Source organism: Nocardioides sp. P5_E3, from assembly GCF_054049275.1.
On sequence record NZ_JBFUMR010000005.1, the window covers coordinates 18,671 to 40,453 of the forward strand.

18 protein-coding genes are annotated in these 21,783 nt (G+C 69.8%); 15 read left to right on the forward strand and 3 right to left on the reverse strand.

Annotation, left to right across the window (positions count from 1 at the left end; all coding sequences use genetic code 11):
• Positions 1 to 43 precede the first annotated feature (43 nt).
• From nuoF to ACXJKB_RS04100, 10 genes are all read left to right on the forward strand, one after another.
• The gene (gene nuoF, locus ACXJKB_RS04055; RefSeq protein ID WP_457185669.1) at positions 44 to 1,354 is read left to right on the forward strand and encodes an NADH-quinone oxidoreductase subunit NuoF; all 1,311 of its coding nucleotides are present in this window, start codon (positions 44 to 46) and stop codon (positions 1,352 to 1,354) included.
• A 67-nt stretch (positions 1,355 to 1,421) separates the two neighbouring features.
• Positions 1,422 to 3,890 (forward strand): NADH-quinone oxidoreductase subunit G, encoded by a 2,469-nt coding sequence (locus ACXJKB_RS04060; protein ID WP_457185671.1) that lies wholly within the window; start codon positions 1,422 to 1,424, stop codon positions 3,888 to 3,890.
• Entirely contained in the window at positions 3,890 to 5,230 is a 1,341-nt protein-coding gene (nuoH, locus tag ACXJKB_RS04065; RefSeq protein WP_457185932.1) for an NADH-quinone oxidoreductase subunit NuoH, read from the forward strand. The genes ACXJKB_RS04060 and nuoH overlap by 1 nt, the downstream gene beginning before the upstream one ends.
• Positions 5,223 to 5,780 (forward strand): NADH-quinone oxidoreductase subunit NuoI, encoded by a 558-nt coding sequence (nuoI, locus tag ACXJKB_RS04070; protein WP_457185673.1) that lies wholly within the window; start codon positions 5,223 to 5,225, stop codon positions 5,778 to 5,780. Before nuoH ends, nuoI begins: the two co-directional genes overlap by 8 nt.
• On the forward strand, positions 5,777 to 6,604 hold the full coding sequence (locus ACXJKB_RS04075) for an NADH-quinone oxidoreductase subunit J (protein ID WP_457185675.1): 828 nt from the start codon (positions 5,777 to 5,779) through the stop codon (positions 6,602 to 6,604). Before nuoI ends, ACXJKB_RS04075 begins: the two co-directional genes overlap by 4 nt.
• The gene (nuoK, locus tag ACXJKB_RS04080; RefSeq protein WP_191194425.1) at positions 6,601 to 6,894 is read left to right on the forward strand and encodes an NADH-quinone oxidoreductase subunit NuoK; all 294 of its coding nucleotides are present in this window, start codon (positions 6,601 to 6,603) and stop codon (positions 6,892 to 6,894) included. The genes ACXJKB_RS04075 and nuoK overlap by 4 nt, the downstream gene beginning before the upstream one ends.
• Before the next feature lie 94 nt (positions 6,895 to 6,988).
• Complete coding sequence (gene nuoL, locus ACXJKB_RS04085; RefSeq protein ID WP_457185934.1) at positions 6,989 to 8,899, forward strand: NADH-quinone oxidoreductase subunit L; 1,911 nt, start codon at positions 6,989 to 6,991, stop codon at positions 8,897 to 8,899.
• Positions 8,896 to 10,383, forward strand: a complete 1,488-nt coding sequence (locus ACXJKB_RS04090) for an NADH-quinone oxidoreductase subunit M (RefSeq protein WP_457185677.1) — start codon at positions 8,896 to 8,898, stop codon at positions 10,381 to 10,383. The genes nuoL and ACXJKB_RS04090 overlap by 4 nt, the downstream gene beginning before the upstream one ends.
• Positions 10,380 to 11,972 (forward strand): NADH-quinone oxidoreductase subunit NuoN, encoded by a 1,593-nt coding sequence (gene nuoN / locus ACXJKB_RS04095; protein WP_457185679.1) that lies wholly within the window; start codon positions 10,380 to 10,382, stop codon positions 11,970 to 11,972. Before ACXJKB_RS04090 ends, nuoN begins: the two co-directional genes overlap by 4 nt.
• 17 nt (positions 11,973 to 11,989) lie before the next feature.
• The gene (locus tag ACXJKB_RS04100; RefSeq protein WP_457185936.1) at positions 11,990 to 12,967 is read left to right on the forward strand and encodes a polyprenyl synthetase family protein; all 978 of its coding nucleotides are present in this window, start codon (positions 11,990 to 11,992) and stop codon (positions 12,965 to 12,967) included.
• 162 nt (positions 12,968 to 13,129) lie between these two features.
• On the opposite strand, the gene rarD is transcribed toward ACXJKB_RS04100, so the two are convergent.
• Positions 13,130 to 14,038: an EamA family transporter RarD gene (rarD, locus tag ACXJKB_RS04105; RefSeq protein ID WP_457185681.1), complete on the reverse strand. Its 909-nt coding sequence runs from the start codon at positions 14,036 to 14,038 to the stop codon at positions 13,130 to 13,132.
• Between the two features lie 101 nt (positions 14,039 to 14,139).
• On the opposite strand from rarD, the gene ACXJKB_RS04110 reads away from it, so the two are divergent.
• The gene (locus ACXJKB_RS04110) at positions 14,140 to 14,550 is read left to right on the forward strand and encodes a hypothetical protein (protein ID WP_457185683.1); all 411 of its coding nucleotides are present in this window, start codon (positions 14,140 to 14,142) and stop codon (positions 14,548 to 14,550) included.
• A 107-nt stretch (positions 14,551 to 14,657) separates the two neighbouring features.
• On the opposite strand, the gene ACXJKB_RS04115 is transcribed toward ACXJKB_RS04110, so the two are convergent.
• Both ACXJKB_RS04115 and ACXJKB_RS04120 read right to left on the reverse strand, forming a co-directional pair.
• Positions 14,658 to 15,788 (reverse strand): 2-oxoacid:ferredoxin oxidoreductase subunit beta, encoded by a 1,131-nt coding sequence (locus ACXJKB_RS04115; protein WP_457185685.1) that lies wholly within the window; start codon positions 15,786 to 15,788, stop codon positions 14,658 to 14,660.
• The gene (locus tag ACXJKB_RS04120) at positions 15,788 to 17,713 is read right to left on the reverse strand and encodes a 2-oxoacid:acceptor oxidoreductase subunit alpha (RefSeq protein ID WP_457185687.1); all 1,926 of its coding nucleotides are present in this window, start codon (positions 17,711 to 17,713) and stop codon (positions 15,788 to 15,790) included. The genes ACXJKB_RS04115 and ACXJKB_RS04120 overlap by 1 nt, the downstream gene beginning before the upstream one ends.
• Before the next feature lie 231 nt (positions 17,714 to 17,944).
• On the opposite strand from ACXJKB_RS04120, the gene ACXJKB_RS04125 reads away from it, so the two are divergent.
• Genes ACXJKB_RS04125 through ACXJKB_RS04140 form a run of 4 tightly spaced genes read left to right on the forward strand, consistent with a single transcriptional unit; the run spans position 17,945 to position 21,756 of the window.
• Positions 17,945 to 18,982: a sulfate ABC transporter substrate-binding protein gene (locus ACXJKB_RS04125; protein ID WP_457185689.1), complete on the forward strand. Its 1,038-nt coding sequence runs from the start codon at positions 17,945 to 17,947 to the stop codon at positions 18,980 to 18,982.
• Between the two features lie 24 nt (positions 18,983 to 19,006).
• Positions 19,007 to 19,855, forward strand: coding sequence for a sulfate ABC transporter permease subunit CysT (cysT, locus tag ACXJKB_RS04130; protein WP_457185691.1), 849 nt, complete (start codon positions 19,007 to 19,009; stop codon positions 19,853 to 19,855).
• A complete protein-coding gene (locus ACXJKB_RS04135) occupies positions 19,848 to 20,720 on the forward strand; it encodes a sulfate ABC transporter permease (RefSeq protein ID WP_457185693.1) in 873 nt (290 codons plus the stop codon). The genes cysT and ACXJKB_RS04135 overlap by 8 nt, the downstream gene beginning before the upstream one ends.
• A gap of 58 nt (positions 20,721 to 20,778) precedes the next feature.
• On the forward strand, positions 20,779 to 21,756 hold the full coding sequence (locus ACXJKB_RS04140) for a sulfate/molybdate ABC transporter ATP-binding protein (protein ID WP_457185695.1): 978 nt from the start codon (positions 20,779 to 20,781) through the stop codon (positions 21,754 to 21,756).
• Positions 21,757 to 21,783: the final 27 nt, after the last annotated feature.

Here is a 21,783-nt window from a genome sequence, read left to right on the forward strand (position 1 = left end):
ACTCGCAAGCTCGCGGCACTCGACAACCGAGAGGGGTCACTCCGTGGCTGACACATTGACCCCGGTCCTCACCGACAACTGGGACGCCGACCGCGCCTGGACGCTGGCGTCGTACGAGGAGCGCGGTGGCTACGCCGCCCTCGACAAGGCGTTCGCGATGACGCCCGACGCCGTGATCGACACCGTCAAGGACTCCGGCCTCCGCGGCCGCGGTGGCGCCGGCTTCCCGACGGGCATGAAGTGGGGCTTCATCCCGCAGGACAACCCGAGGCCGAAGTACCTCGTCGTCAACGCCGACGAGTCAGAGCCCGGGACCTGCAAGGACATCCCGCTGATGATGGCCAGCCCCCACACGCTGGTCGAGGGCGTCATCGTCAGCTCCTACGCCATCCGCGCCCACACCGCGTTCATCTACGTGCGCGGCGAGGTCCTCCACGTGATCCGCCGGCTGCAGCGCGCGGTGCAGGAGGCCTACCTGGCCGGCCACCTCGGCAAGAACATCCACGGCTCGGGCTACGACCTCGACCTCATCGTGCACGCCGGTGCCGGCGCCTACATCTGCGGCGAGGAGACGGCCCTGCTCGAGGGCCTCGAGGGTCGCCGCGGCCAGCCGCGCCTGCGGCCGCCGTTCCCCGCCGTCGCCGGTCTCTACGCCAGCCCGACGGTGATCAACAACGTCGAGTCGATCGCGTCGGTGCCGAGCATCATCACCAACGGCGCCGCCTGGTTCGCCGGCATGGGCACCGAGAAGTCCAACGGCTTCGGCATCTTCAGCCTGTCGGGTCACGTGACGAACCCGGGCCAGTACGAGGCGCCGCTGGGCATCACCCTGCGTGAGCTCATCGACCTCGCCGGCGGGATGCGCGAGGGCCACGAGCTGAAGTTCTGGACGCCCGGCGGGTCGAGCACCCCGCTCCTGACGCCGGAGCACCTCGACGTGCCGCTCGACTTCGAGTCAGTCGGCGCCGCCGGCTCCATGCTCGGCACGCGCGCCCTGCAGCTCTTCGACGAGACCACCTGCGTGGTCCGCGCGGTGCTGCGGTGGACCGAGTTCTACAAGCACGAGTCCTGCGGCAAGTGCACCCCGTGCCGCGAGGGCACGTGGTGGCTGACGCAGACGATGGCCCGCCTCGAGAAGGGCCAGGGCGACGAGGGCGACCTCGACCTGCTGCTCGACCAGTGCGACAACATCCTGGGCCGCTCGTTCTGCGCCCTCGGCGACGGTGCGACCAGCCCCATCTCGAGCTCGATCCAGCACTTCCGCGACGAGTACCTCGCACACCTGACCCACGGCGGCTGCCCGTTCGACCCGGCCGCCTCGACCGCCTTCGCACCCGTGGGAGCCCCTGCATGAGCACCCCACGAAGTTCTGCGATTCCCCCGCTTCGCTCCTCCATCACACAACTTCGCGAGGACCCCGCATGACCGCGACCGACAAGGCGCCGGAGAAGACCGACACCGGCCTGGTCACCCTGACCATCGACGGCGTCCAGGTCAGCGTCCCCAAGGACACCCTGGTCATCCGCGCCGCCGAGCAGGTCGGCGTGCAGATCCCGCGCTTCTGCGACCACCCGCTGCTCGACCCGGTCGGCGCGTGCCGCCAGTGCCTGGTCGACATCCCCGACGCCGGCAACGGACGCGGCTTCCCCAAACCGCAGGCCTCGTGCACCCTGCCGGTCGCGGAGGGCATGGTCGTCAACACTCAGGCGACCAGCGAGGTCGCCGACAAGGCGCAGCAGGGAATCATGGAGTTCCTGCTCATCAACCACCCACTCGACTGCCCCGTCTGCGACAAGGGCGGCGAGTGCCCCCTCCAGAACCAGGCCATGAGCAACGGCCGTGGCGAGAGCCGGTTCGCCGAGCGCGGCGGCATCAAGCGCACCTTCCCCAAGCCGATCAACATCTCCGCCCAGGTCCTGCTCGACCGTGAGCGCTGCGTGCTGTGCGCCCGCTGCACCCGCTTCTCCGAGCAGGTCGCCGGCGACCCCTTCATCGCCCTCGCCGAGCGTGGCGCGCTGCAGCAGGTCGCGATCTACGAGCGCGAGCCCTACGAGAGCTACTTCTCCGGCAACGCGATCCAGATCTGCCCGGTGGGTGCGCTCACCTCGGCCGACTACCGCTTCCGCTCGCGTCCCTTCGACCTCGTCTCCACGCCGGGTGTCGCCGAGCACGACGCCTGTGGTGCCGCGATCCGCGTCGACCACCGCCGCGGCAAGGTCATGCGGCGCCTCGCCGGCAACGACCCCGAGGTCAACGAGGAGTGGATCAGCGACAAGGACCGCTTCGCGTTCCGCTACGCCCAGGTCGCGGACCGGATCACCTACCCGCAGGTCCGCGAGACCCTGCCCAATGGTGAACGGGGCGAGCTGCGCCCCGCGTCGTGGACCGAGGCGTTCGCCGTCGCCGCCCGCGGCCTCCGCGACGCCGGCGCCGCGGCCGTGCTCACCGGCGGCCGGCTCACCGCCGAGGACGCCTACGCCTACGCCAAGTTCGCCCGGGTCTCCCTGGGCACCAACGACATCGACTTCCGTGCCCGCCCGCACACCGCGGAGGAGGCGAGCTTCCTCGCCTCCCACGTCGCGCTGTCCGGTGACGTCACCTACGCCGACCTCGAGGCCGCGCCCGTCGTGGTGCTGCTCGGCCTCGAGCCCGAGGACGAGGCGGCCACGCTCTTCCTGCGGCTGCGCAAGGCCGCCCAGCGCGGTCGTACGCAGGTCGTGTCCGTGGCGTCCCACGCCTCGCGCGGACTGACGAAGATGAACGGCCGGCTCGTGCCCGCCGCTCCCGGCACCGAGGTCGAGGTGATCGGCTCCCTCAAGGACGCCGAGCACGGCGTCACCAAGGACGCCGTCATCCTGGTCGGCGAGCGCCTGGCCCAGACGCACGGCGCGCTCAGCGCCGCCGCCGACCTCGCGGCCGGCACCGGTGCCCGCATCGCCTGGGTGCCGCGACGTGCCGGTGACCGCGGCGCGGTCGAGGCCGGCGCACTGCCCAACCTGCTGCCCGGCGGACGTCCGCTCACCGAGGCGTCCGCGCGCGTCGACCTGGGCGCCGCGTGGGGGGCGGACTCCCTGCCGGCCAAGGTCGGCCGTGACGGCAACGCGATCGTCGCGGCGCTGGCCAAGGGTGACCTCGGCGGCCTCGTCGTCGGTGGGGTCGACCCCGACGACACCGCCGACCCGGCCGCGTTCCGCGCCGCCCTCGACGCCGCCCGCTTCGTCGTCAGCCTCGAGCTGCGCGAGACCGACGTGACCCGCGTGGCCGACGTCGTCCTGCCGGTGGCCCCGGTCACCGACAAGGCCGGCACCTTCGTCACGTGGGACGGACGTGCGCGGTCCTTCGACGCGGTGTTCGCCAACCCGGCCTCGCTGCCCGACCTGCGCGTCCTGTCCGGCATCGCCGACGAGCTCGCCGCGATCGGTCACGGACGCCCGCTCGGCTTCCGTACCGTCGCGGAGGTGCGCGACGAGATGCAGTCCCTCGGCCCGTGGGACGGTGCCCGTCCGGCGCTCGACGCCGGCAAGCCGCCGAAGCCGGTCAAGGCGCCGAAGAAGAACGAGACCGCGTTCGCCCTCGCCACCTGGAAGCAGCTCGTCGACCTCGGCTCGATGCAGGACGGCGAGGAGCACCTGCGTGCCACCGCCCGCAGGCCGGTCGCCCGCGTCAGCCGTGCGTCGTACGAGTCCGTGCTCGGCATGCTCGAGGCACAGCCCGGCGGCGATCAGCTCGTCACGGTCACCGGTGACCGCGGCAGCGTGACGCTGCCCGTCGTCGTCGCCGACATGCCCGACGGCGTCGTCTGGGTCCCGGCCCGGTCCTTCGGCCGCGGCGTCCTCGCCGAGCTGGCCTCGCCCGGCAGCACGGTCACCCTGAAGGGAGCCACCTCATGATGCAGCTCGCTCCGCTGGCAGCGGACCTGCCCGACCCGGGCCTGGCCGCCTTCGGCCACGACCCGTGGTGGGTGATCCTGCTCAAGGCCGTGTTCATCTTCCTGATCCTGGTGCTGCTGACGCTGTTCAACATCTGGTTCGAGCGCCGCGTCGTCGCCCGGATGCAGCACCGCGTCGGCCCCAACGTGCACGGCCCCTTCGGCCTCCTGCAGTCGCTCGCCGACGGCGTGAAGCTGGCGCTCAAGGAGGACATCGTCCCCAAGGCGGCCGACAAGGTCGTCTTCCTCATCGCGCCGGTCATCGCGGTCGTGCCCGCCTTCGTCACGTGGTCGGTCATCCCGCTCGGCCCCGTGGTCAACTTCTTCGGGCACGAGACCCCGCTGCAGCTCACCGACATGCCGGTGGCGGTGCTCTTCATGCTCGCCATCGCCTCGATCGGCATCTACGGCATCGTCCTCGGCGGCTGGTCCTCCGGCTCGACGTACTCCCTGCTGGGTGGCCTGCGCTCGAGCGCGCAGATGATCTCCTACGAGGTCGCGATGGGCCTCGCGCTCGTGGCGGTCTTCCTCTACGCCGGGTCGATGTCGACGTCGGAGATCGTCGCCGCGCAGGACCGGCTGTGGTTCGGCCTGATCCTGCTGCCGTCGTTCATCATCTACGTGATCTCGATGGTCGGCGAGACCAACCGTGCCCCCTTCGACCTCCCCGAGGCCGAGGGCGAGCTGGTCGGCGGCTTCCACACCGAGTACTCCAGCCTGAAGTTCGCGCTGTTCTTCCTGGCCGAGTACATCAACCTCGCCACCGTGTCGGCCATCGCCACGACGCTGTTCCTCGGCGGCTGGGCGGCACCGTGGGGCATCGAGAACGTGTGGGAGGGCGCCAACAGCGGCTACTGGCCCCTGCTCTGGTTCTTCGGCAAGGTCTTCTGCTTCATCTTCCTGTTCGTCTGGCTGCGCGGCTCGCTGCCCCGCATGCGCTACGACCAGTTCATGGCGCTGGGCTGGAAGATCCTGATCCCCGTCTCGCTGGCCTGGATCGTGGCCGTCGCGACCATCCGCGTCATCTCGCTCGAGGGCAACATCAACCGCACCTACCTCGTCGCCGCGATCGCCGTCCTGCTCGTCCTCACCGTGGCGCTGATGTTCGTCGGCGACCGGGGCGACAAGGCGGACGACGAGAGCGCGGTCGAGGCGAGCGACGAGCCGCACGACGCGTTCGCCGGCGGCTTCCCCGTGCCGCCGATGCCCGCGGGTGGCGCCGTGCGCGGAGGCGCCGCGCCGCTGACGTTCGCCCAGAGCCGCACCACCGTCACCGCTTCAGCGGAGGAGAACCATGAGTGAGTCCCCTCAGTCCGGGCAGGGGTCCAAGGGCATCAAGGAGAGCCTCTGGGACCCGATCGCCGGGTTCGGCGTCACCTTCAGGACGATGTTCAAGAAGGTCGTCACCGAGCAGTACCCGTTCGAGAAGCTCCCGACGGCACCGCGCTTCCACGGCCGCCACCAGCTCAACCGCTGGCCCGACGGCCTGGAGAAGTGCATCGGCTGCGAGCTGTGCGCGTGGGCCTGCCCGGCCGACGCCATCTACGTGGAGGGCGCGTCCAACGTCGACCTCCCCGACGGCTCGGGACGCTTCAGCCCCGGCGAGCGCTACGGCCGCGTCTACCAGATCAACTACCTGCGCTGCATCCTGTGCGGGCTGTGCATCGAGGCGTGCCCGACCCGCGCGCTGACGATGACCAACGAGTACGAGCTGGCCGACAACAACCGCGCCGACCTCATCTACGAGAAGTCCGACCTGCTGGCCCCGCTGCTGCCGGGCATGGAGGAGCCGCCGCACGCGATGCGGCTCGGCGACGACGAGGGCGACTACTACCGGGGGACCACTCGATGACGTTCTGGATCCTGGCCCCGATCATGGTGGCCGCCGCGCTGGGCATCCTGTTCGTCCGCAAGGCCGTGCACGCTGCGCTGCTGCTCGCCGTGGTGATGATCAGCCTGGCGTTCCTCTACGCCGTGCTCGACGCCCCGTTCCTCTTCGCGGTGCAGATCATCGTGTACACCGGCGCGATCCTCATGCTGTTCCTCTTCGTGATGATGCTGATCGGCGTCGACGCGACCGACTCCGTCGTGGAGACGATCCGCGGCCAGCGCGTGATGGCGGTCGTCCTCGGCCTGCTCTTCGGCTTCGTGCTGGTCCTCGGCATCAGCCAGGTCACGCTCGGCACGGTGGTCGGGCTCGACGAGGCCAACGCCGGCGGCAACGTCCCGGCGATCGCCAACATCCTGTTCTCCCGCTACGTGTTCGCCTTCGAGGCGACCAGCGCCCTGCTCATCACCGCCGCGCTCGGCGCGATGGTGCTCGCCCACCGCGAGCGCCTGACCCCGAAGCAGACGCAGGCCGACCAGGCCGCCCAGCGCATGCGCGACTACGCCGAGCACGGCAAGCACCTGGGCCCGCTGCCCTCGCCGGGCGTCTACGCCCGCCACAACGCGGTGGACACCCCGGCCCTGCTGCCCGACGGCACCGCCGCCGAGTCGTCGGTCTCCCGGGTGCTCGCCGCCCGCGGCACGGTCCGCTCGGCTCCCGCGCTCGCCGACGACATCGACGACGTACGCCGCCAGATCGCCGGTTTGGACGGGAAGAGTCCCGCCACGATGCCCGAGACCTCGGGCAAGGCCGGCGCGCCCGCGACGACCGAGGAGGACGTCAAGTGACCCAGTACATCGTTCTCTCGGCGATCCTCTTCACGATCGGCTGCGTGGGTGTCCTCACCCGCCGCAACGCCATCGTGGTGTTCATGTGCATCGAGCTGATGCTGAACGCCTGCAACCTGGCGTTCGTGGCCTTCGCCCGACAGCACGGCAACCTCGACGGCCAGATCACCGCCTTCTTCGTGATGGTGGTGGCTGCCGCCGAGGTCGTGATCGGGCTCGCGATCATCATGACCATCTTCCGCACCCGACGCTCGGCCTCGGTCGACGACGCCAGCCTGCTGAAGTACTGAGGGAGCGCTCGTGAACCTGTTGTCCCACTCAGTCCTCGCGGCTGGCCTGCCGATGGCCGAGGACGGCGCCCACGCGCCCGTGATCGCGCCCGACATGGGCGCGGGCGGTGTGTTCGACCTGCTCTGGCTGGTCATCGCGCTGCCGGTGCTCGGCGCGGTCCTGCTGCTCGGCGTCGCGCCGTTCCTGCCGGCCTCGCTGAAGGCCGCCGCCGACAAGCACGGCCACCTCCTCGGCACCGCGATGGCGGCGCTGTCCTTCGTGCTCAGCCTGGTGCTGTTCTTCGCGCTGGTGGGCCGCGACGCCGAGTCGCGGCAGGTCGGCCAGCAGCTGTGGACGTGGTTCGAGACCGGCTCGCTGACGGTCGGCATGGACCTGCTCTACGACCAGCTGGCCGCGCTGTTCCTGCTCCTCATCACCGGCGTCGGGACGCTGATCCACGTCTACGCGATCGGCTACATGGAGCACGACCCGCGTCGCCGCCGCTTCTTCGGCTACCTCAACCTGTTCGTCGCGGCGATGCTCACGCTGATCCTGTCGGCCAACTTCGTGGGCCTGTTCCTGGGCTGGGAGGGCGTCGGCCTGGCGTCGTACCTGCTCATCGGCTTCTGGCAGCACAAGCCGTCGGCCGCTGCCGCCGCCAAGAAGGCGTTCGTCATCAACCGTGTCGGTGACATCGGCCTGTCGCTGGCGATCGCGCTGATGTTCGCCACCTTCGGCACCGCCGACTTCGGCGCCGTGAGCGAGCTCGCGGGGGAGGCGAGCCAGGGCACGCTCAACGCCCTCGGCCTGCTGCTCCTGCTCGGTGCGTGCGGCAAGTCCGCGCAGGTGCCGCTGCAGGCGTGGCTGCTCGACGCGATGGAGGGCCCGACCCCGGTCTCGGCCCTCATCCACGCCGCGACGATGGTCACGGCCGGCGTCTACCTCGTCGTCCGGTCCAACTTCATCTTCGACCTCACGCCCGTCGCGCAGACCGCGGTCGTCATCGTCGCCACCGTCACGCTCCTCTGGGGTGCGATCCTCGGCTGTGCCAAGGACGACATCAAGAAGGCGCTGGCCGGCTCGACGATGAGCCAGATCGGCTACATGATGCTCGCGGCCGGCCTCGGTCCGGTGGGCTACCCGTTCGCGATCTTCCACCTGCTGACGCACGGTTTCTTCAAGGCCAACATGTTCCTCGGAGCCGGCTCGGTCATGCACGGGATGAACGACGACGTCGACATGCGTCACTACGGCGCGCTCAACAAGGCGATGCCGGTCACCTTCCTGACCTTCGCGATGGGCTACCTCGCGATCATCGGCTTCCCGGGCTTCTCCGGCTTCTGGTCCAAGGACCGGATCATCGAGACCGCCCTGGCCGACAACCTTTTCATCGGCATCCTGGCCCTGATCGGCGCGGGCATCACCGGCTTCTACATGACCCGCCTCATGCTGATGACGTTCTTCGGCGAGAAGCGCTGGGAGAAGGACGTCCACCCGCACGAGTCGCCCAAGGTGATGACGGTCCCGCTGATCGTGCTGGCCGCGCTGTCGGTGCTCGGTGGCCTCCTGCTGTTCAACGACTGGATCGTCACCTGGCTCGAGCCGGTGACCGGACACGTCGAGCACCACGAGCCGCCGCTGCCCGCGATCGTGATCACGCTGATCATCACCGCCGTCGTCGCGCTCGGCGTCGCCGCCGCCTGGTTCCTGGTGGGCAAGCGCGAGATCCCGCGCGTGGCCCCGAAGGACGTGTCGTTCGCGACCCGCGCCGCCCGCGCCGACCTCTACGGTGACGCGATCAACGACGCGGTCGTCGTACGACCCGGAGCCGCGCTCGTCGGTGGTCTGGCCACCTTCGACCGCGTCGGCGTCGACGGTGTCGTCGAGGGCGGTTCGTCCGCCGTCGGCGGCCTGTCCACCACGATGCGTCGAGTCCAGAACGGCTTCGTCCGCTCCTACGCCCTGTCCCTCCTCGGTGGCGCCCTGCTGGTCGTCCTCGCTCTGCTGGCGGTGAACCTCGGATGATCCTGACTGTCCTGATCCTGCTGCCGCTCGTCGGCGCCCTCGTCACGGCCTTCGTGCCGGCCGCGGTCGCCCGGCTGGTCGGCCTCGGCTTCGCCGCCGCGACCCTGGTGACCGGCATCGTGGTCGCTGCGCAGTACAACGCCGGCGACGGCATGCAGCTCACCGAGACCCGCACGTGGATCGAGTCGCTCGGCGTCCACTACGCGCTCGGCGTCGACGGCCTCGGCCTGCTGATGGTCCTGCTCACGGTCGTCCTCGTGCCGATCGTGCTGCTGGCCGGATGGCACGAGTCGGAGGCGCCGGGCAACAACGGCGCGAAGGCCTTCTTCGCCTGGACCCTGGCCCTCGAGGCGATGTCGCTGGCGGTCTTCACGGCCACCGACGTGCTGCTCTTCTACGTCGTGTTCGAGGCGACGCTGATCCCGGCGTACTTCCTGATCGGCGGCTTCGGCCGGGCCGGCCGGGGCCGCGCCGCGACCAAGTTCCTCATCTACCAGCTCGCCGGCGGGCTCATCATGCTCGCCTCGGTGATCGGGCTCTACGTCGTCTCCGCCAACGCGGGCAACCCGAGCTTCCTGATCAGCGACCTGGCCGCGCTCGACATCGACGAGACCACGCAGCGCTGGCTGTTCGTCGGCTTCTTCATCGCCTTCGCGATCAAGGCGCCGATGTTCCCGGTCCACACGTGGCTGGCCGACACGACCGAGAAGGCGACCACCGGCACCTCGGTCCTGCTGGTCTGCATCCTCGACAAGATCGGCACGTTCGGCATGCTGCGCTTCTGCCTCGGGCTGCTGCCCGACGCCTCGCAGTGGGCGACGCCGGTCGTGATCGTGCTCGCGCTGATCTCCATCGTCTACGGCGCGCTGGTCGCCATCGCCCAGGACGACGTCCTGCGCCTGATCGGCCTCACGTCGCTCTCGCACTTCGGCTTCATCGTGCTGGGCATCTTCGTGTTCAGCTCGAACGGCAGCTCCGGCGCGATCCTCTACATGGTCAACCACGGCATCGCGACGGCGCTGATGTTCCTCGTCGCCGGGTTCCTGATCCGTCGCACCGGCACCGCGTCCATCCGTGAGATGGGCGGGGTGGAGAAGGCAGCACCGCTGCTGGCCGGCTTCTTCCTCGTCGGTGGCCTCGCCGCCGCCGGCCTCCCCGGCCTGTCGCCGTTCGTATCCGAGATGCTCGTCATCATCGCCGCGTTCGAGCACCACTGGCTGGTCGGCTCGGTCGCCGTCCTCGCGATCGTCCTCGCCGCGTTCTACGCGCTCTGGATGTACCAGCGGACGATGACCGGTCCCGAGCGGGTCGGCATGGCGCCGGTGGCCGACCTCGATCGGCGTGAGGTGGGCATCCTCGTCCCGCTGCTGCTCGCGCTCCTGCTGTTCGGCTTCTACCCGATGCCGCTGCTCGACGTCATCAACCCGTTCGTCCACGAGTCGCTCGCAAGTGTGGGCATCGGCCAGGAGGGTGGTCCCCAGTGACCGAGTTCGTGAAGCCCAGCGTCGAGTACTTCGAGCTCTGGCCGCTGCTGGCCGTCTTCGGTGTCGCCTGCCTCGGCGTCGTCGTCGAGGCGTTCCTCCCGCGCTCCATCCGCTACACCGCCCAGGTCGTGCTGGCGCTCGGTGGCCTCGTGCTCGCCCTCGTCGGCGTGGTGCTGGTCGCGCAGGACGTGCAGACGTACGACGACGGCGCCGCGCGCGGCGTGCTCGCCGTCGGCGGGACGATCGCGGTCGACGGGCCGAGCCTGTTCCTCTGGGGCCTGATCCTCGCGCTGGCCATCGGCGGCGTGCTGCTCTTCGCCGAGCGGCACCTCGACGGCGGGGTGTCGGCGTTCGCCGGCCAGGCCGCCGCCGTGCCGGGGACGGACGCGGAGACCGCCTCGATCGCGGCCAACCGCGAGCACACCGAGGTCTACCCGCTGATGATGTTCGCGGTCTTCGGCATGATGCTCTTCCCGGCGGCCAACGACCTGCTGACGATGTTCGTCGCCCTCGAGGTCCTGTCGCTGCCGCTCTACCTGCTGAGCGGGCTCGCGCGCCGCCGCCGCCTGCTCAGCCAGGAGGCCGCGCTCAAGTACTTCCTCCTCGGCGCGTTCTCCTCGGGATTCTTCCTCTACGGTGCGGCGCTGCTCTACGGCTTCGCCGGCGCCCTGGACTTCGCCTCGATCAACGAGGCGGTGCGCAACGACGTGGGCAACCAGGCGCTGCTGCTCATCGGCACGGGCCTGCTCTCGGTCGGCCTGCTGTTCAAGGTCGGCGCCGTGCCGTTCCAGGCGTGGACGCCCGACGTCTACCAGGGCGCCCCGACCCCGGTCACCGCCTTCATGGCGGCCGGCACCAAGGTCGCCGCCTTCGGCGCGATCATGCGCCTGTTCTACGTCGCCCTCGGCGCGGACCGCTGGTCGTGGCAGCCGATGCTGTGGATCATCGCCGTGCTGTCGATGTTCGTCGGTGCCGCGCTGGCCATCACGCAGACCGACATCAAGCGCCTGCTGGCCTACTCGTCGGTCGCCCACACCGGTTTCATCCTCACCGGCGTCCTCGGCCTGCAGGCCGCCGACCAGCTGGCCGTCGGCGAGATCAGCTCGGTCCAGGCCGTGCTCTTCTACCTCGCGACCTACGGGTTCGCGACGATCGGCGCGTTCGCGGTGGTCAGCCTGGTCCGTGACGGCGCGGGTGAGACCACCGCGATCGACCGGTGGGCCGGCCTCGGCAAGGAGTCGCCGGTGGTGGCTGCGGTGTTCGCCTTCTTTCTGCTGGCCATGGCGGGCATCCCGCTCACCTCCGGCTTCGTGGGCAAGCTCGCGGTCTTCTCCGTGGCCTTGGCCGCCGGCGCCTGGCCCGTCGTGGTGGCGGCCGTCATCGCGAGCATCATCGCGGCGTTCCTCTACGTGCGGGTCATCAAGGTCATGTACTTCGACGAGCCGGTCGGCGACGGCCCGAGCGTGGCGTACCCGTCGGTGCTCACCGCGACGACCATCGCCGTCGGTGCCGCGATCACCCTCGTCCTCGGCGTGCTGCCGGGGCCGGTGCTCGATCTCGCGGCTGTTGCGGGAGAATTCATCAGGTGACCGACTCGTCCCTTGCAATGCCCGTCGTCGACGCCGCTCTCGAGCAGCGGCTGGTCGAGCGGATGGCGCGCATCGAGGTGATGCTCGCCGACCACTGCCGGGGGCGTGCTCAGTTCGTCTCGGAGGCCGCGGCGCACCTGATGATGGCCGGTGGCAAGCGCTTCCGACCGCTGCTGGTGCTGCTCGCTGCGGAGGCCGGCCCGAACCCCGACGCGGACGCGGTCGACACGGCCGCCTGCGTCGTGGAGCTGACCCACGTCGCCTCGCTCTACCACGACGACGTGATGGACGAGGCGTCCCTGCGCCGGGGCGCGACGACCGCCAACGCCCGCTGGGACAACAACGTCGCGATCCTCACCGGCGACTTCCTGTTCGGGCGCTCCTCGGAGCTCACCGCCGAGCTGGGGCCCGAGGCGGTCCTCATCCAGGCGCGTACCTTCACCCGGCTCGTCGAGGGCCAGATCATGGAGACCGTCCCGCCCAGCCCGGGCGAGGACCCGCTGGCGCACTATCTCGACGTCGTCGCCGGCAAGACGGGCTCGCTGATCGCCACGTCCGCCCGCTACGGCGCGATGTTCAGCGGCGCCCGCCCCGACGTCGTCGAGGCCCTGAGCTCCTACGGCGAGATCGTCGGCTCGGCCTTCCAGCTGACCGACGACATCCTCGACATCGCCTCCGAGTCCGACGCGTCCGGCAAGACGCCCGGCACCGACCTCCGCGAGGGCGTACCCACCCTCCCCGTCCTCATGGCCCAGGCCTCCACCGACCCGGCCGACGCCCGGCTGCTGTCGCTCCTCGGCCGCCCGCTGACCGACGACGCCGAGCACGCCGAGGCCCTCGAGCTCATGCGCCGCCACCCGGCAATGGACCAGGCCCGCGACCACGTGCTGGCCGAGGCCGCCCGCGCCAAGAAGCTCCTCGAGGCCCTCGACCCGGGCCCCGTGCGTACGGCGCTGGAGTCCTTCGCCGACATCGTCGCGACCCGCTCGTCCTGACCTCGCCGCTGGGCGGTGCCTGAGCCACGTTCCACGAGGCTCGAACGTGGGTGGGCCACCCCCAGGCCGCGTGTCGTACTCCGCCGCGCCCGTGGGCGGTGCGGGAGCCACGTTCCACGAGGCCGGGACGTGGGTGGGCCACCGCCCCGAGGACCGCGTCGCTCAGACCGCGCTGGCGTGCGCCACGAGGCGCAGCTGGCGGCGGCGGTGGTTGACCGCCTCGACCGTGAAGATCGCGAGCGCGACCCAGACCAGGCCGAAGCCGATCCAGCGGCTGGCGGGCATGGCCTCGTCGAAGACGAGGATGCCGAGGGCGAACTGGATGGTGGGGGCGAGGTACTGCAGCAGCCCGAGCGAGACCATCGAGACCCGGATCGCCGCGGCGCCGAAGAGCATCAGCGGGACGGCGGTGATGATGCCGGTGGTCGTGAAGAGGATCGCGTGCCCGGCGCCCTGGCTGCCGAAGGTGGACTCGCCGGTGCTGACCAGCCAGGCGATGTACGCCGCTGCGAACGGTGCGATGACCAGGGTCTCCAGCGTGATGCTCTCCACGGCTCCGACGCCCGCCTGCTTCTTGAGCAGGCCGTAGGTGCCGAAGGAGAAGGCGAGGACGAGCGCGACCCAGGGCGGGCGCCCGTAGTCGATCGTGAGCACGACGACCGCGACGAACGCGATGCCCATCGCGATCCACTGCAGGCGCCGCAGGTGCTCGCCGAGGATCAGCACGCCCATCAGCACGGTTACGAGCGGGTTGATGAAGTAGCCCAGCGAGGTCTCGACGACGCGGGCGTTGTTGACGCCCCAGATGTAGCCGCCCCAGTTGACCGTGATGACGACGGCCGCGCTGCAGATGAGGAGCAGCTTGCGGCGGTCGCGCAGCAGCGCGCGGAACTGCCCCACGCGTCGGGCCAGGACGAGGATGACGAGCATCGTGAGCACCGACCAGACGATGCGGTGGGCGAGGATCTCGATCGCGCCGGCCGGCTCGAGCAGCGTCCAGTAGAGGGGGAAGSTGCCCCAGAGGATGTAGGCCACCGCGCCGAAGATCAGTCCGCGTCGGCTATCTGGCACTCCCGGAGTGTAGAGGCGGCCGGTCGCCTACGATGGAGCGGCCTCGGGGCGTGGGACCCCGTCAGGCCACGTCGTCATCATCACTCGAGGGGGAACTCACCATGCGGACTCTCCGCACCGTCCTGTCGGCCCTGGTCGCCGCACTGCTCCTGGTCGGCGGGCTCAGCACGAGCGCCGGCGCCGGGGCGCTTCCGAAGCGCGTCATCGAGGAGGTGCCGCCGAAGACCAAGCAGGTCTCCTACAACGCCTTCAAGCTCAAGGGCACGGTGGCGGAGCCGCAGCTCGACGGCACCCTGCTGCCCTACGCCAACCAGAAGGTGAAGATCCTCAAGAAGGCGTGCGGCTCCTGCAAGTGGAAGACCGTCAAGAAGGTGAAGACCAACGACAGCGGCGTCTTCAAGACCCGCATCTTCGCCCCGGACAAGGGTCGCTGGAAGTGGCGCTCGAAGGTCGACCACTCCAACGGCTTCGGCAACACCAAGGGCAAGGTCTGGACGCTCTACTTCGACTGAGCCCCGATCCACGATCTCTCGCCTGGTCCGCGCCGGCGTCGATCGGTGGATCGAGGCTGAACCCCGGTCACCGCACCTGGACGATCCGGACGACGATCAGCTGATCGTCAGATGATCGTCCAGGTGTCGCCGCCGCCGATCAGCGACGCCAGACGGGCGGAGCGATCGGCGGCGTCGCCATTTCCGGCCTCGGCGACGGCCGCGGTGACCTGCTCGCGAGCCTGGTCGTCGTACGTCGGTCGCTCGACCTGGCGGAAGATGCCGATCGGCGAGGTGTTGAGGTAGCCGGAGTCGGTGAGCCGCGAGATCGCGAAGGCCATCGTCGGGTCGGGGCTGTGCGCGTCGTGGACCACGATGTCAGCCGCGTCCACGTCGGCGGTCGCCACGACCTGGACACCGCCGGTCGCGGTGTCGCGGACCAGGGCCTTCGCCCCGCGCCCGTCCTCGAGCGTGCTGCCGAACGTGACCGGCTCGCCGTGCACGAGCGGGATGATCGCGTCGGCCTTGGTGTCGGGCGACTTGATGGCGTCGAACGCGCCGTCGTTGAAGATCGGGCAGTTCTGGTAGATCTCCACCAGCGACGTGCCGCGGTGGGCGGCGGCGGCGGCGAGCACCGCGGTGAGGTGCTTGCGGTCGGAGTCGATGGTGCGCGCGACGAACGACGCCTCGGCGCCCAGGGCCAGTGACACCGGGTTGAACGGGTGGTCCAGGGAACCCATCGGGGTCGACTTGGTGACCTTGCCGGTCTCCGACGTGGGGGAGTACTGCCCCTTGGTCAGGCCGTAGATGCGGTTGTTGAAGAGCAGGATCGTCATGTTGACGTTGCGACGCAGGGCGTGGATCAGGTGGTTGCCGCCGATCGACAGCGCATCGCCGTCACCCGTGACGACCCACACCGACAGGTCCTCGCGCGCCGTGGCGATACCCGTCGCGATCGACGGCGCTCGGCCGTGGATCGAGTGCATGCCGTAGGTGTCGAGGTAGTAGGGGAACCGCGAGGAGCAGCCGATGCCGGAGACGAACACGATGTTCTCGCGGCGCAGGCCGAGGTCGGGCAGGAACGACTGGACGGCCTTGAGCACGGCGTAGTCGCCGCACCCGGGGCACCAGCGCACCTCCTGGTCGGAGGTGAAGTCCTTGCCGGTCTGCGGTCCGTCGGCCGCCGGCACCTGCTCGGTCCCGGAGCGCAGGCCGGGGAGGCCCAGCTGGACGGGCGTGCCGGTCAGGGGGGTGCTCATCAGATGTGCTCCTTCTGGGTGGGCTCGCCCCACACGCCGAGCTCGACGTCGATGCCCTCCGCCTGCCCGACCAGCTCTCCGATCGCGTGGGCGAGCTCGGTGGCCTTGAGGGGCAGTCCGCGGACGTGGTTGTAGCCGACGGCGTCGACGAGGTACTTCGCGCGCAGCAGCAGCGACAGCTGGCCGAGGTTCATCTCGGGCACGAGCACCTTGTCGTAGCCCTTGAGGACCTCGCCGAGGTTGCTGGGGAACGGGTTGAGGTGGCGCAGGTGCGCCTGGGCGACCTGGTAGCCGGCCTTGCGCACGCGGCGTACGCCGGCACCGATCGGGCCGTAGGTGGACCCCCAGCCGAGGACCAGCACCTTGGCCTCGCCGGACGGGTCGTCGACCTCGACCAGCGGGATCGAGTCGGCGATCCGGTCGACCTTCGCCTGGCGCGTGCGGACCATGAAGTCGTGGTTGGCGGGGTCGTAGGAGATGTTGCCGTGCCCGTCGCCCTTCTCGAGGCCGCCGATGCGGTGCTCGAGGCCGGCGGTGCCCGGGATCGCCCACGGCCGCGCGAGCGTCTTGTCGTCGCGCAGGTAGGGCCAGAACTCGGCGTCGTCGCCGCTGCCGTGGTTCTTCTCGGTGGCGAAGTCGGGGTCGATCACCGGCAGGTCCTCGACGGCCGGGACCCGCCACGGCTCGGAGCCGTTGGCGAGGTAGCCATCGGAGAGCAGCAGGACCGGTGTGCGGTAGGTGACGGCGATCCGGGTGGCCTCCACGGCCGCGGCGAAGCAGTCGCCGGGGGACTGGGGCGCCACGATCGGCACCGGCGCCTCGCCGTTGCGGCCGAACATCGCCTGGAGCAGGTCGGCCTGCTCGGTCTTGGTCGGCAGTCCCGTCGAGGGGCCGCCGCGCTGCACGTCGACGACGACGAGCGGCAGCTCGGTCATCACGGCGAGGCCGATCGCCTCGGACTTCAGCGCCACGCCGGGGCCCGAGGTGGAGGTGACGCCGAGGTGGCCGACGTAGGACGCACCGATGGCGGCGCCGACACCGGCGATCTCGTCCTCGGCCTGGAACGTCGTCACGCCGAAGGACTTGTGCTTCGACAGCTCGTGGAGGATGTCGGAGGCGGGGGTGATCGGGTAGGTGCCGAGGAACACCGGGAGGCCGGACTGCACGCCGCCGGCGACGAGTCCGTAGGCCAGAGCGAGGTTGCCGGTGATGTTGCGGTAGGTGCCGGGCGGCATGACGGCCGGCTTGATCTCGTACTGGACGGCGAAGGCCTCGGTGGTCTCGCCGAAGTTCCAGCCGGCCTTGAACGCCGCGAGGTTGGCGTCGCGGATGTCGGGCACCTTCGCGAAGCGCTTGGTGAGGAACGCCGTCGTCGGGTCGGTGGGGCGGCCGTACATCCAGGACAGGAGCCCGAGCGCGAACATGTTCTTCGCGCGGGAGGCGTCCTTGCGCGAGAGGCCGAACTCCTTGACCGCCTCGACCGTCATGCCGGTCAGGTCGACGGTGTGCAGGGCGTACTCGTCCAGGCTGTCGCCGTCGAGCGGGTTGTCGGTGTAGCCCGCCTTGGTGAGGTTGCGCGCGGTGAAGTCGTGGGTGTCGACGATGATCGTGGCGCCCTTGTGGAGGTCGCCGAGGTTGGCGCGCAGCGCGGCCGGGTTCATCGCGACGAGCACGTCGGGGGCGTCACCCGCGGTGAGGATGTCGTGGTCGGCGAAGTGCACCTGGAACGACGACACGCCCGGGAGCGTGCCCTGGGGGGCGCGGATCTCCGCGGGGAAGTTGGGCAGCGTGACCAGGTCGTTGCCGAACGCCGCGGTCTCCTGGGTGAACCGGTCACCGGTCAGCTGCATGCCGTCTCCGGAGTCTCCGGCGAACCGGATGATGACGCGGTCGAGCTGCTTGACCTGCTTGTCGGTCTGGGTCACCTCTGCCCTGCTTCCTTACGTGTCACGAGAGTCGTCTCCCAGCTGCCCACGATAGTCGCGGCCGGGGCGTGATCCCGCCGCTCCCCACGTGATGGACGCCTCCCCGGTACCCCGTCCGCGGCGGGCGTGACCCACGACACGCGCCCGAACTCCGGTCAATGTCATCGCGGTCGATAAAGTCATGTATCTTTCTCGACATTGCACCCCGATCGAGAAAGTCGAGCATCCCCCATGCAGATCCGTTCACGTGCCGCGCTTGCGGCCGCACTAGTCGGGGCACTGGCCCTGTCCGCCTGCGCCCCCGGTGGCGCCAGCAGCAGCGACGAGGATGACTCCAACACCATCCACATCGTCGGCTTCGCGGTCCCCGAGGCCGCCAACAAGAACATCGCCACGGAGTTCAACAAGACGCCCGAGGGTGAGGGCGTGAAGTTCCAGACCTCCTACGGTCCTTCGGGGGACCAGAGCCGCGCCGTCGCCGCCGGCCTCAAGGCCGACTACGTCCACTTCTCGGTCCCGACCGACGTCACCCGTCTCGTCGACGAGGGCCTCGTGGCCGACGACTGGGACGCCGGTGACAACAAGGGCGTCGTGTCGCACTCGGTCGTGGTGTTCGGTGTCCGCGACGGCAACCCCAAGAACATCAAGGACTGGGACGACCTGGTCAAGCCGGGCGTCGAGATCGTCACGCCCAACCCGGCGTCGTCCGGTGCCGCGCGCTGGAACGCCCTCGCGGCCTACGGTCAGGTCATCAGCGACGGTGGCACCGAGAAGGAAGCCACCGAGTACGTCAACAAGTTCTTCAAGAACGTCGTGTCGCTGCCCAGCAGCGGTCGTGACGCCACCACCGCCTTCCTCGGCGGCACCGGTGACGTCCTGATGGCCTACGAGAACGAGGCGATCCTCGCCGCGCAGAACGACGAGGGCTTCGAGTACGTCCTCCCGGACACCAGCCTCCTGATCGAGAACGCGGGCGCCATCCTGAAGGACGCCTCCGAGCCGTCTCAGGCCTGGCTGGACTTCGTCCTCTCCGACGAGGGCCAGAAGCAGTTCGCCCTCACCGGCTTCCGCCCGATCCGCGACGACGTCGACTACGGCGGCACCGTCGAGGGTGCGGCCGACCCGTCCAACCCGTTCCCCGAGGTCGGCACGCTGCTGACGGTCGACGAAGACTTCGGCGGCTGGGACGAGGTGTCGACCAAGTTCTTCGACGAGGAGAACGGCCTGATCTTCGAGGCCATCCTCGGCGCCGGCCTCTCCCTCGAGTGACCTGCCGCGCCACTCACATCTGTCATGACCTCAACTGAGATCGCAGCGGTCCGACCGGCGAGGACTCCTCGCCGGTCGGGGCCGCGCTCCACGCTCACGCGGTCGTCGGGACTCGGGCTCGGCATCGCCATGATCTGGTTCAGCGCGCTGGTCCTGATCCCCCTGGCGGCCGTCGTCGTCACCGCCATCGACGGCGGCTGGGACGTCTTCTGGACGACCATCACCAACGGCCAGACCGCCGCCGCCATCAAGCTCACCGTCTTCACCGCCGCCGGCGTCACCGCCGTCAACGTCGTGATGGGCCCGCTCATCGCCTGGGTCCTGGTCCGCGACCGCTTCTGGGGCAAGTCGGTGCTCGAGGTGCTGATCGACATCCCGTTCGCACTGCCGACCATCGTCGCCGGCCTGGTGCTGCTCTCGCTCTACGGCACCGACAGCCCGATCGGCATCGACATCGCCAACCAACGCCCGGCCGTGTTCCTCGCGTTCCTCTTCGTCACCCTGCCGTTCGTGGTCCGCATGGTCCAGCCGGTGCTCGAGGAGCTCGACCTCGACGTGGAGGAGGCCGCCGCCTCGCTCGGCGCGAGCCGGTTCACCACCTTCCGCCGCATCATCCTGCCCAGCCTCACGCCGGCCATCACCGCCGGCGCGGCCCTGTCCTTCGCCCGCGGCGTCAGCGAGTACGGCTCGCTGGTCCTGCTGTCGGGCAACCTCCCGTTCAAGACCGAGGTCACCTCCGTGCGCATCCTCAGCAGCATCGAGAACGACAACGTCGCGGCCGCCGCGGCCGTCGCGACGGTCCTGCTGGCCATCTCGCTCACGGTGATCGTGGTCCTGGACCTGATCCAGAGGCGGGTGGCTGCACGTGGCTGACACGCTGATCCGCCCGCCCGCGGAGGTGCCTCCCGTCGAGGAGCGCCGCAAGTCCCCGCGGGTGCGCAAGACCCCGGTCACCTACCTGCTCCGGTTCATCGTCACCGCCTACCTGTTCTTCCTGGTGGCGTGGCCGGTGTCCCTGGTCGTGACCCACACGTTCGACAACGGGTTCGAGTCGATCCGCCTGCTCCTCGAGGACCCCGACATGGTCGTGGCGCTGCAGCTCAGCGCGTACGTCGCGTTCTGGTCGGTGCTCATCAACACGGTCTTCGGCGTCGGCATGTCGCTGCTGCTCGTCCGCTACGAGTTCCCGGGCAAGCGACTGCTCAACTCCCTGCTCGACATCCCGCTCTCGGTGTCGCCGATCGTCGTCGGGCTCGCGCTGGTGCTGGTCTACGGCGGCCGCAACGGCTGGTTCGGCCCGACGCTCGCCGGCTGGGGCATCGACGTGATCTTCTCGACGCCAGGCATCATCATGGCGACGACCTTCGTGGCGCTGCCGCTGATGATCCGCGAGCTCGTGCCGGTGCTCGAGGAGATCGGCATCGAGCAGGAGCAGGCCGCCCAGAGCCTCGGCGCCAACGGGCTCCAGCGCTTCTGGCGGATCACCCTGCCCTCCATCAAGTGGGGCATCACGTACGGCGTCGTGCTGACGCTGGCCCGGTCGCTCGGCGAGTTCGGGGCGGTCAAGGTCGTCTCGGGCAACGTGCTCGGCCAGACCCGCACGGCGACCCTGGCGGTCGAGGAGAAGTACCTCAACTTCGACCAGCAGGGTGCCTACGCCACCGCCTTCCTGCTCGCGATGGTGTCCGTCGCCTGCATCGTCGTCGTCGGGATCCTCCGGCCCAAGAACAACCACTGACCTCCCCTGCACCCGCACCCCTGAACCCACACCCCTGATCGACCAGAGAGGCACCACCATGAGCATCGAAGTGACCGGCCTGAACAAGAAGTTCGGCGACTTCGTGGCGCTCGACGACGTCAATGTCACGATCCCGACCGGCCAGCTCACCGCCCTGCTCGGGCCCAGCGGCGGCGGCAAGTCGACCCTGCTCCGCATCATCGCGGGCCTGGAGAGGGCCGACACCGGCTCGGTCACCATCGAGGGCGTCGAGGCCACCCACCTGCCCGCGCAGAAGCGCAACGTCGGCTTCGTCTTCCAGCACTACGCCGTCTTCAAGCACATGACGGTGGCAAAGAACGTCGCCTTCGGACTCGAGATCCGCAAGCGCCCGAAGGACGAGATCGAGCACCGCGTCCAGGAGCTGCTCAAGCTCGTGCACCTCTCGCAGTTCGCCCACCGGCTGCCCTCCCAGCTCTCCGGCGGCCAGCGCCAGCGCATGGCGCTCGCTCGTGCCCTCGCGGTGGAGCCGTCCGTGTTGCTGCTCGACGAGCCGTTCGGCGCCCTCGACGCCAAGGTCCGCAAGGAGCTGCGCGACTGGCTGCGCCGCCTCCACGACGACGTGCACGTGACGACCGTCTTCGTCACCCACGACCAGGAGGAGGCCCTGGAGGTCGCCGACGAGATCGTCGTGATCAACGAGGGCCGCGTCGAGCAGATCGGCACCCCCGACCAGCTCTACGACGAGCCGGCCAACGACTTCGTGATGTCGTTCCTCGGCGAGGTGACCCACCTCGGTGGCGTCTCGCTCCGCCCCCACGACATCGAGCTCGAGTCCTCGCCCCAACTGGCGGGGAGCGTCGAGGGCACGATCTCGCGCATGGTCCGGATCGGCTTCGAGGTGCGCCTCCACGTGCTGACCGTCGACGGCGACGAGGTGTCGGTGGTGGTCACCCGCGCCCACCAGCGGTCGCAGGGGCTCCAGGAAGGGAGCACCGTCTGGCTCACCCCTGCGGCTGGTGCGACCGTGGTGCCGCGGATGGCTGCTGCCGTCTGACCACCGCAGGCCCGGCCAGAAGGTCAC